The organism is Streptomyces sp. MUM 203J, assembly GCF_022414595.1.
In the GTDB taxonomy this organism is placed as follows: Bacteria; Actinomycetota; Actinomycetes; order Streptomycetales; family Streptomycetaceae; genus Streptomyces.
In genome coordinates this window covers 1-8,978 of the sequence record NZ_JADWYO010000108.1, presented here as the reverse complement: position 1 = coordinate 8,978, position 8,978 = coordinate 1, and the positions used below count along the sequence as shown (strand labels likewise).

The window sequence follows — 8,978 nt, the reverse complement described above, 5'->3', positions numbered from 1 at the left end:
CGAGCGTCTACGTGATCTACTCACCACCTGAAACCAAGTGGTGTTGCGACGACCCCTGGAACCCAAGCATGAGTGCGGGGCCTTCCGCTGTGCGGGCACAGCCGCACGGGACCGGAAGACGCGGACAGGGCCCGCACACCGTGACCGGTGTGCGGGCCCTGTCGTACGGGCGGGAGCGGACCGACTAGCGCAGGCGGGCCATGAGGGCGTGCTCGACCAGGGTGATCAGGGCGCTCTTGGCGTCCGCGCGGTGGCGGGCGTCGGTCGTGATGATCGGGGTGTCCGGCCCGATCTGAAGGGCTTCGCGGACCTCGTCGGGAGTGTAGGGCTGGTGTCCGTCGAAGCCGTTGAGGGCGATGACGAACGGCAGGCCGCTGTTCTCGAAGTAGTCGACCGCCGGGAAGCAGTCCGCGAGGCGCCGCGTGTCGACGAGTACGACGGCGCCGATCGCGCCGCGGACCAGGTCGTCCCACATGAACCAGAAGCGGTCCTGACCGGGCGTACCGAAGAGGTACAGGATCAGGTCCTGGTCCAGGGTGATCCGGCCGAAGTCCATGGCGACGGTCGTCGTCGTCTTGTCACCGGTGTGGGTGAGGTCGTCGATGCCCGCGGAAGCGGACGTCATGACGGCCTCGGTACGCAGCGGGTTGATCTCCGAGACGGCGCCGACGAACGTGGTCTTGCCCACGCCGAAACCACCCGCCACCACGATCTTCGCGCTTGTGGTTGAGCGGGTCGCACCGCCGCTAGAGCTTGCGAAGTCCACTGAGCACCCTTTCGAGCAGTGTCACGTCTGGCTGGCCGCCGGCGGCCTCGTCACCGCCGGGCTGGTGGATGGCGACAAGTCCGGCCTCGGCCAGGTCCGCGACGAGGATCCGGGCGACGCCGAGGGGGATGGAGAGAAGTGCCGAGATCTCGGCCACCGACTTGATCTCGAAGCACAGCCGGCAGATCCTCTGGTGCTCGGGCAACTGCCCTTGCAGCCGTGAAGGATCGGCCGTGGTCGACACCAGCGCCTCGATGGCGAGCTGGTACCGGGGTCGTGTCCGTCCGCCGGTCATGGCGTACGGACGGACCAGGGGGTTGTGGGCGCCCGTGCCCGGTCCCCGTGCGGACTGCGGCCGTTGCGGCGTGGGCTGACCACGCCCGTGCCCCGGCTGTGGCGAACGTGCCTGCTGCGGCTGCTGATAGGGCTGCTGGTAGCCCTGTCTGCCCGGTGCAGTGGGGAAGTTGAAGCGGTCCGCTTCACCCTGCGACAGTTGCGCACCTTCGTACGCCTGATGACCGCCTGGGGGTGTTGCCACGATTCCTCCTCCGACTGCACTGCCGTTCGCCGGTCCACGTCCCGTGGGACCGCGCCACCGCACCATAAGGCGCGGTGGCGTGAAACGCACGGTCTATCTGCTAGTTGAGAAGACTTCCTTGCAGTTCCGCACGCAGATCCGGGGTCAGCACCGAGCCCGCGCGGTCGACCAGGAGGGCCATTTCGTAACCCACGAGGCCGATGTCGGCGTCCGGGTGGGCGAGCACGGCCAGCGAGGAACCGTCCGAGATCGACATGATGAAGAGGAAGCCGCGCTCCATCTCCACCACGGTCTGGTTGACCGGACCGCCCTCGAAGATCCGGGAGGCACCCGCGGTCAGCGAGGTCAGTCCGGAGGCGACGGCCGCCAGCTGGTCGGCGCGGTCACGGGGGAACCCTTCCGACATCGCCAGCAGGAGACCATCGGCGGAGACCACCACCGTGTGCGACACCCCGGGGGTGTTGTCCACGAAATTGGTGATCAACCAGTTCAGATTCTGCGCCGCCTGGCTCATCGGGCTCACACTAACGCTCCTGGTTGTAGGTACTACCCGGGCCACTGGGTCGATCGTAAGTGGCCGGTCCGTTCATGTCCGTTCCCGCGTTGCGTCCCTGCTGGACACCGCGCCGCAGGTTGCTCAACCTGCCGCGCACGTCCTCGGGGGCGCGGGAGACCTGGGGGCCGCCCTGAGGGGTCTGCTCAGCAGTCCCCTCCATCAGGTTGGCCTTGGGGATCCGCTTGGGCAGCCCGGAGGAGGTCACTCCGCCGGCCTTCGGGTCCCTCAGCTTGTTGGCCCGCTGCCAGCGCTCGTCGTTCGCCGAACGCCAGCCCTCGGGGTCGCCCGCCTCGCCCTGTGTCTCCGGGGCCTGCTGGGCCTGCTGGGCGCTCGGGGCCTGCTCGGCCCGCTGGCCCGGCGCGTCCTGCCGGTCCCGGTCCGGGGTCTGGCCCTGGCCGCCGCCCGCGGGCCGCTGGCTGCCGCGGCGCGGCAGGCCCGCGCCGGTCAGCTCGTGCTCGTGGTCGGTGCCTGGAGCGGAACCCGGACGGTCGAAGCCTACGCGGTCCCGGTCGTTCGTGGGAGCGCCCTGAGAGGATTCCGATTCGCCGGTGTAGCCGTCGGCGTAGCCACCGGTCTGGCCGGCCTGGTTCGGCCAGTCACCCTGGTGGGGCTGGGCGTCGAACTGGTTGCCGTACGGGGACTGGCCGGCGCTGGGGTCAGCGTAACTGCCTTCCGCATATGCGGGCTGCGGGTACTCGCCGGACTGCTGCTCGCCGCTCTGCCGGTATCCGTCGTCCGCGGACCCGTCCGGGCTGCCGGAGCCGTACGCGCCGTAGCCGTCGCGGCCGTCGTAGCCGGACTGACCGTCGAAGCCGTCACGGCTCTCGTAGCCGGACTGGGCGTTGTAGCCGGACTCGCCGTCGGTGTAGCCGGACCGGCCGTCGTCGTAGCCCTGGCCGCCGTCGGCGTAGCCACCGCCCTGGCCGTACGCCTGGCCGCCGTCGTACTGCTCCTGCGAGCCGTTGTACTGCTCCTGGCGCTGCTGCCCGCCGTCGTAGGGGTCCTGACGGCTGTCGTAGCCGTCCTGGGGCCCCTGCCCGCCGTCGTAGGCCTGCTCGCGGCTCTCGTAAGGCTCCTGGGCGCCGTACTGGCCCTGGGCGCCGTACTGGTCGTACTGCTCCTGCTCGTAGCCGTCCGGGCCGTACGCGTCCTGCTGCTGGTCCCCTGCGTCCTCGCCGCCCTGGACCTGCGCGCCGAGCGCGGCACGGCGCTGGTCACGTATCAGGGAGCGGCCCACCGGGTTCAGCCCGGCCGGGTCCTGCTCGTACTGCGAATCGTCGAAGCCCAGCTCGGCGGCGGTCCGCAGAGGTGCGGGAGCCGACTCGTACGTCTGCTGCTCCGGGATGATCTGCGAGACGGTGAAGTCGTCCACCATCGGCTCGCCGCCGCCACCGTGGGTGATGGCGTCCGGGAGCATGACGAGCGACGTGGTGCCGGCCTGCTCGCCCGAGGGGCGCAGCTGGACGCGGATGCCGTGCCGCAGAGACAGGCGGCCGACCACGAACAGGCCCATGCGCTGGGACACCGCGGCGTCCACGGTCGGCGGGTTGGCCAGCTTGTGGTTGATGTCCGCGAAGTCCTCGGCGGTCAGGCCGATGCCCTTGTCGTGGATCTCGATCATCACGCGGCCGTCGGGCAGCCGGGTCGCGGTGACCCGCACCTTGGTCTGCGGGGAGGAGAACGTCGTGGCGTTCTCCAGCAACTCGGCCAGCAGGTGCACGAGGTCGGTCACGGCCTGGCCGTGGATCTCCGCCTCGGGGACCCCGGACAGCTCGATGCGCTCGTACTGCTCCACCTCGGACGCGGCGGCCCGCATGACGTCGACCAGCGGGACCGGCTGGTCCCAGCGGCGGCCGGGCTCCTCGCCCGCGAGGATCAGGAGGTTCTCGCCGTTGCGGCGCATGCGCGTGGCCAGGTGGTCGAGCCGGAAGAGGTTCTCCAGCTGGTCCGGGTCGGCCTCGTTGTTCTCCAGTTCCGTGATCAGGGTCAGCTGGCCCTCGATCAGCGACTGGCTGCGCCGCGACAGGTTGGTGAAGATCGCGTTGACGTTGCCCCGCAGCAGGGCCTGCTCGGCGGCCAGCCGGACCGCCTCGCGGTGGACCTGGTCGAAGGCGCGGGCGACCTCGCCGATCTCGTCCTGGCTGCCGATCGGGATCGGTTCGACGCGTGTGTCCACCTTGCCCGGATCCGTCCGGGACAGCTGGTCCACCAGCATCGGCAGCCGCTGCTCCGCGACCCCGAGGGCGGCGTGCCGCAGGCTGCGCATCGAGCGGCTCATCTGCCGGGCCATCATCCCGGCCAGGATGAACGCGGCCAGCAGCGCGACCACGACGATGCCGCCGTTGACGAAGGCGTCGTTGCGCGCATCGTCCGCGATGCTCGCCGCGTCGTTCACGGCCTTGTCGAGCAGCTCGGCCTCGACCTCGGCGTAACCCTCGAACTTGCCGGTGGCGACGGCCATCCAGCTCTCCGGCGGGACCCCGCCGACCTTGCGCGTCTTGAGCGCCTCGATGTCCTCGGCGTCCTCGGCCCTGCCGATCTCGTTGGCCATGCCGTCGAAGATCGACTTCTGGCCCGCCGCGTTCTCCGCGACCGGCGGCTGCACCCCGGCGGCCTGGAACTCCCGGGCCCCGTCCTGAGCCTTGCGGGTCATGACCTCGGTCAGCCGCTGGACGTCGTCCTCCGTACCGCCGGAGATGAACTCGCCGATGGCGATGGTCTCCAGGTACTTGTACGAGTTGAACGCCTTCGACTGATCGCGGAAGACCTCGGGGTCCTTGCTCGGCCGCGTCAGCATGTGCATGCCGATCGAGCGCTGGAGTGACTCGGCGGCCTTGGCGAGCTGGACGGCGTAGACGGTACGGCCGAAGCTGGTGACGTTGCCGGTGCCCAGACCGAGTTCGTTGGCGAACTCCATCAGGGAGTGCTGGACCTTGACGTAGCCCTCTTCGGTCTGCACCGGGTCCAGGGCCTTGGTGTAGGCGGCCTCCCGGAGCTGGTCCAGCTCCGGCTCCTCCTTGCGGAAGAGGTCGAGACGGCGCTGAAGGCGGCCCGTGGACGGCATGTCCTGGACCGCGACGTCGAACTTCTCCTTCGCCGCGTCCGTCTCGGCGTACGCGTCCGTGACGGCGCTCGCCTCGCGGTCCTCGGAGGTCTTCGCGGTGAGCAGCGGCTGGGCGGTGAGATCGCGCTCGTTCAGCAGTGCCTTGCCGTACTCGGCGGCGGCGCGCACGATCCGCGCGGTCTTCTCGGCGTCCCGGGCCTCCTGCCAGGTGTCGACCGAGGCCGTCACCTGGAAGCCGCCCATGACGAGGCCGACCAGCACGGGTATCAGCAGGATCGCGTTCAGACGCGTGGCCACGTGCCAGTTGCGCGGGGACAGTCGGCTGGAGCTTCCGCCGCTCTCACCGGCCCCGGTCGACGGCGGCGTCACGGGCGCGTCGGCAGGCGACGCCGCGGCGCGCGACGGGGTGAAGTTGCCCCGCGCCTGCTGCTCAGCGGCGCTCTTCGTACTTCGCCTCACTCGACCAACAACCTCTCGGCGTCGGCACCTAGGTTGTGCCGTTCTTCTTGTTCAGAGCCGTACTACTCGGGAGTTCGTGCATTGCAGCATGTAAAGCGGCCGTGCTCCAAACAGCCCGATCGAGTGATTACCGCCGGTCCGTTCGCCCGATAAAACGGGCATAAAGAGCGAGGTGCGCCAAAAGGAGGGGCTCATGTGAGCGCAGCGGCACCGTACGGCTGCGTCTCGTGTCCGACTCGCCGCAATTCTCTGTCGAAACGTTATGAACGCGGCGGCGGGCCGTGTCCGAGGACACAGCCCGCTCGCTGAATGACTACGACAACTTCCGTATGTCTACGTCTACTTGATTATGCGCGTACGGAAGTACCGCAATCGGCCATTCTTCGCCGCCTCTCCGAGCCGCTTGTTCCGCCTTGCCGGAAGTGCCTACTTGAGGCGGGCCATGAGGGCGTGCTCGACCAGCGTGATGAGGGCGCTCTTGGTGTCCGCGCGGTGGCGGGCGTCGGTCGTGATGATCGGTGTGTCGGGGCCGATCTGCAGCGCCTCCCGCACTTCCTCCGGGGTGTAGGGCTGGTGTCCGTCGAAGCCGTTGAGGGCGATGACGAACGGCAGGCCGCTGTTCTCGAAGTAGTCGACCGCCGGGAAGCAGTCCGCGAGGCGCCGCGTGTCGACGAGTACGACGGCGCCGATCGCGCCGCGGACCAGGTCGTCCCACATGAACCAGAAGCGGTCCTGACCGGGCGTACCGAAGAGGTACAGGATCAGGTCCTGGTCCAGGGTGATCCGGCCGAAGTCCATGGCGACGGTCGTCGTCGTCTTGCCACCGGTGTGCGTCAGATCGTCGATGCCCGCCGACGCCGCGGTCATGACCGCTTCGGTACGCAGCGGGTTGATCTCCGAGACGGCGCCGACGAACGTGGTCTTGCCCACGCCGAAACCACCCGCCACCACGATCTTCGCGCTGGTGGTCGAGCGGCCTCCCGCGGCCGCGCCACCGCTAGAGCTTGCGAAGTCCACTGAGCACCCTTTCGAGCAGCGTCACATCCGGCGTGCCGCCGGCCTCTCCATTGCCTGGCTGGTGGATCGCCACCATGCCCGCCTCCGCCAGGTCGGCGACGAGGATCCGGGCCACCCCGAGGGGCATCGACAGCAGGGCCGACACCTCGGCCACCGACTTGACCTCACGGCAGAGGTGGCAGATGCGCTGGTGCTCGGGGAGCAGCGTGGACATGTGGGACGGGTCGGCCGTGGTCGACACCAGCGCCTCGATGGCGAGCTGGTACCGGGGCCGGGTCCGGCCGCCGGTCATGGCGTAGGGGCGGACCAGCGGCTGTTCGCCCTCGTCTCCGTACGACGCGTCGTGTATCGACGCGCCGTAGGGATCGTGAGAGGCGGTAGGCGGGGTCATGAATCCTCCGGTCGTGACAGCAGGTGGTCTGTTTGCCGTCTGACTGGGCCGGTGGGGGGCCGGATGGGGCGGCCGACGGGTGTGTGGTGAAGACGACAGAAGACGAACAGGCGGGTATGGATTGGGGCATACCCGCCTGATCCGTTAGGTGAGCAGACTGCCCTGGAGCTCCGCGCGGAGATCCGGGGTCAGCACGCTGCCGGCGCGGTCCACCAGCAGCGCCATCTCGTAGCCGACGAGACCGATGTCGCACTCGGGGTGAGCGAGCACGGCCAGCGACGAGCCGTCCGAGACGGACATGATGAAGAGGAAGCCGCGCTCCATCTCCACCACGGTCTGGTTGACCGGACCGCCCTCGAAGATCCGGGAGGCACCCGCGGTCAGCGAGGTCAGTCCGGAGGCGACGGCCGCCAGCTGGTCGGCGCGGTCACGGGGGAAGCCCTCGGACACGGCCAGCAGGAGACCGTCGGCGGAGACCACCACCGTGTGCGACACCCCTGGGGTGTTGTCCACGAAATTGGTGATCAACCAGTTCAGATTCTGCGCCGCCTGGCTCATCGCGCTCAAAACTCACGCTCCTGCTGGTGAGTGGGGCCGACATTGAAGCTGCCCGTGTTGCCGGAACCGGCCTGCCGTCCCTGCTGGATTCCCCGGCGCAGGTTCGTCAGACGGCCCCGGACGTCGTCGGGCGCACGCGACACCTGCGGACCGGCCTGGGTCTGCGAGTCCTGCGCGGTGCCGGGTACCAGGTTGGCACGGGGCACCCGGCGGGGAAGACCCGACCCCGTGACGCCACCCGCCGCGGGCTTGCGGGCGCGCTCTGCCTGGCGCACCAGCTCGTCGTTCGGGGTGGTCCGCCAGGAGCCCGTCGTGGACGCGGCGTCGGAGCCACGGGACGGGGCAGGCTGGCCGCCGCCCGCGCGGCCGTTGCCGCTCAGGCCGTTGCTGCTCTGGCCGTTGGGGGCGAGGCCCTGGCCGGGCTGGCCGTACTGCCCCTGGCCGCGGTTCTGCGCCTGGCCGGGCTGGTTCTGGCCCTGGCCCTGGCCCTGGTTCTGGCCGGGGCCGAACTGGCCTCGGCCGGGGCGGCCGAGACCGGCGGGGCGGCCCTGCGGGGCCGGGCCCGAGGCGCGGGCCGGAAGCGACGGAGGGGTACGGCCCTGGGACGGCTGCTGCGGTACGACCGGGGTCGGGACGGTCTGGTCGTGCGTCGGGAACCGGTTGTCACCGCCCGGCCGCTCCTGGCCCTGCGGCGCGGTGCGGCCCTGCGGGGCGGCGCCGGGCTGCCCCTGGCCGCCCTGGCCGGAGCCCTGCTGGCCGCCGTGCGGGTACCAGTTGGTCTCCAGAGTCTCGTACAGCGGCGTGCGCCCCTCGCCGGAGCCCGAGCCACCGCCCGGCGGCAGCGCACGGCTGTCGTCCTGCGGGGCGTCGTAGTCGGCGCGGGGCAGCGCGGCGGTGGACGCCGGGTCCCCGTAGCCGCTCTGGCCGCCCAGGTCCGGGCGGGGGAACTCACCGGTGGAGCCGGGGCCCTGGAGGTCCGCCGAGGCGGGCTGGGCGAACCGGCCCGTGGAGTCGGCCGGTTCCTCGTGTCCGCGCGGCCCGTCGGCCGCACCGCCCTGGTCGCTGCCCCAGCCGGCACTCTGCGGCGGCTGCTGCTGCCGGCCGGAGGGCTGGCCGCCCAGCGGGTCCTGGCCGCTCTGCTGCCACACGTCGGAGCGCGGCGGCGCGCCGTTTCCGGCGGGCGTGCCCTGCGGGGAGCGCCCGGCCGTGTCACCGAAGCCGTCCCCGTACGAACCGGGGCCCGGGTCCCCGAAGCCGCCCTGGGCGCCGTAAGCGCCGCCCTGGCTGTTCTGGTCGCCGTAGGCACCGCCCTGGCCGCCGTAGCCGCCCGGCATACCGGTGTCCTGGCGCTGCGGGTCACGCGGCTGCTGGCCCTGGCGCCCCGGCTGGGTGCCCTGGCCCCCGCCCTGCGTGCCGCCCGGACGCCCGGACAACTCGTCCCGGCCCTGTACGGCGCCGCGCTGACCGGCGCCGGAGCCCGCGCCCATTCCCATGCCCATGCCGCCACCGGCACCGGGAGCACCGGCACCCGCGCCCGCGCCGGAGCCGTACCGGCCCGGAGCGCCCTGTCCGCTGCCGCCCATGCCGGACCGTCCGCCGCCGGGGCCACCCGGCGCGCCGGGCCCGCCC

General features: G+C 71.0%; 7 protein-coding genes and 1 pseudogene. All 8 read right to left on the bottom strand.

The annotated features are described in order from the left end of the window. Positions 1 to 184: 184 nt before the first annotated feature. On the bottom strand, positions 185 to 766 hold the full coding sequence (locus tag I3F58_RS28740) for an ATP/GTP-binding protein (protein ID WP_071269896.1): 582 nt from the start codon (positions 764 to 766) through the stop codon (positions 185 to 187). After that, entirely contained in the window at positions 747 to 1,304 is a 558-nt protein-coding gene (locus I3F58_RS28735) for a DUF742 domain-containing protein (protein ID WP_240111644.1), read from the bottom strand. Before I3F58_RS28735 ends, I3F58_RS28740 begins: the two co-directional genes overlap by 20 nt. Before the next feature lie 100 nt (positions 1,305 to 1,404). Then, entirely contained in the window at positions 1,405 to 1,818 is a 414-nt protein-coding gene (locus tag I3F58_RS28730; RefSeq protein ID WP_240111643.1) for a roadblock/LC7 domain-containing protein, read from the bottom strand. A 10-nt stretch (positions 1,819 to 1,828) separates the two neighbouring features. Then, positions 1,829 to 5,383 carry a nitrate- and nitrite sensing domain-containing protein gene (locus tag I3F58_RS28725; protein WP_240111642.1) on the bottom strand — a complete coding sequence of 1,185 codons (3,555 nt, stop codon included), beginning with the start codon at positions 5,381 to 5,383 and terminating at the stop codon, positions 1,829 to 1,831. Positions 5,384 to 5,809: 426 nt separating this feature from the next. After that, the gene (locus I3F58_RS28720) at positions 5,810 to 6,400 is read right to left on the bottom strand and encodes an ATP/GTP-binding protein (RefSeq protein WP_240111641.1); all 591 of its coding nucleotides are present in this window, start codon (positions 6,398 to 6,400) and stop codon (positions 5,810 to 5,812) included. Continuing rightward, positions 6,381 to 6,791 carry a DUF742 domain-containing protein gene (locus tag I3F58_RS28715; protein ID WP_240111640.1) on the bottom strand — a complete coding sequence of 137 codons (411 nt, stop codon included), beginning with the start codon at positions 6,789 to 6,791 and terminating at the stop codon, positions 6,381 to 6,383. The genes I3F58_RS28720 and I3F58_RS28715 overlap by 20 nt, the downstream gene beginning before the upstream one ends. Before the next feature lie 144 nt (positions 6,792 to 6,935). Beyond that, a complete protein-coding gene (locus I3F58_RS28710; RefSeq protein WP_240111645.1) occupies positions 6,936 to 7,349 on the bottom strand; it encodes a roadblock/LC7 domain-containing protein in 414 nt (137 codons plus the stop codon). A 5-nt stretch (positions 7,350 to 7,354) separates the two neighbouring features. Continuing rightward, positions 7,355 to 8,978, bottom strand: a pseudogene (locus I3F58_RS28705) (hypothetical protein); the annotation flags it as partial.